This is a genomic window from Pedobacter sp. JCM 36344, assembly GCF_046546555.1.
In the GTDB taxonomy this organism is placed as follows: domain Bacteria; phylum Bacteroidota; class Bacteroidia; order Sphingobacteriales; family Sphingobacteriaceae; genus Pedobacter.
The window spans coordinates 1-1,341 of sequence record NZ_JBKHKK010000043.1; the positions used below are offsets into that span (position 1 = coordinate 1).

The 1,341-nt window shown below is 39.7% G+C and carries 1 protein-coding gene; it reads left to right on the forward strand.

Features of this window, described 5'->3' with window-relative positions; genetic code table 11:
* Positions 1-92: 92 nt before the first annotated feature.
* A complete protein-coding gene (locus ACHFIZ_RS17895; protein ID WP_410888337.1) occupies positions 93-1,265 on the forward strand; it encodes an IS4 family transposase in 1,173 nt (390 codons plus the stop codon).
* The last annotated feature ends 76 nt before the right edge of the window (positions 1,266-1,341 follow it).

Genomic DNA, 1,341 nt, shown 5'->3' on the forward strand with positions numbered 1-1,341 from the left:
ATCAATGGCGTCCTAAACACTGAAAAAAGAAAGGGAGTTTTTTAACTCAAAGTTTACCTTTGAGGTGCACAAAAAAACCAACCCCTTTCTCCATGGTAAATATAACGTTGTTTTCACAAATTATTTCAAAGTTGGACCGTTCAAAGTTCAATAAACTGTCTTTGGTTAAAGGAACAGACAAGCACAATAAAGGTTATAATAGCTGGACGCATCTGGTCTCAATACTTTTCTGTCAATTTGCTAAAAGCCAATCGGTACGTGATATCAGTAACGGACTTCGTTCTGCTACGGGCAACCTAAATCATATGGGCGTACAAAAAGCCCTCTCAAAATCCAGCGTCAGTTACCAGAATAAGCACAGGGATTATACCCTTTTTAAAGATTACTATTTTTCTCTGTTGGAAAGTCTGGGACAGCAGGCTGGTTTTAAGCAGGTAAAGTTTAGGATCAAGTCCAAAATCTTTTTACTGGATTCCACCACCATCAGTCTGTGCCTGTCCTTATTTGACTGGGCAAAGTACAAAACGACCAAAGGGGCTGTTAAAATGCACACTTTATTGGATTATGATGGTAACCTGCCGGCTTACGCGAATATAACAGATGGTAAAACAGCAGATAATAAAGGAGCTTACCAGATGCCCCTTCATAAGGGGAGTGTAATCGTGGCAGACCGTTTCTACAATGATTTCTATCTGCTGAATGTCTGGGACAGCAAGGGTGTGTTCTTTGTCATCAGGCATAAAAAAAACCTTCAGTACGAATCCAAATGCGAACTGGCACTTCCTGAAAACAGGCACCAGAACATTATCATAGATGAACTGATTGAACTAAAAGCCCCTGCATCCAGAAAGAAATATGGCAAGAAACTCAGAAGGATGGCCATCTGGGACGATGAAAACAAACAAACAATAGAACTCATTACCAACCAAATGACCTGGACAGCCAATACCATTAGCGAGCCTTATAAAAGCCGCTGGCAGATTGAAATTTTCTTTCGGGAAATTAAGCAAAACCTGCATATCAAATCCTTCGTTGGAACAACCGAAAATGCAGTGATGATACAAATATGGACTGCGCTGATCACCATACTTATCTTAAAAGCACTCAAGGCGATGGCCAAATATAAGTGGCACCTCTCAAACCTGGTGGCTTTCATAAGACTTAACATTTTTGTTAAGATAAGCCTGCAGGAATGGCTCGACAAGCCTTTTGATGAACCGCCAAAAGTGAAACCAAATTTCTACGTACAGGGGATCCTTTTCTAAATATTGCTTAAATCATCCCTGTTTCAATATAATCAACTACTTTAATCAATTCTTTAAAACGTTTAGGACACTATTG

Bases quoted from the DNA above. Each gene is read 5' to 3' on its own strand.
- ACHFIZ_RS17895 (WP_410888337.1), top strand. From the start codon at position 93: ATGGTAAATATAACGTTGTTTTCACAAATTATTTCAAAGTTGGACCGT.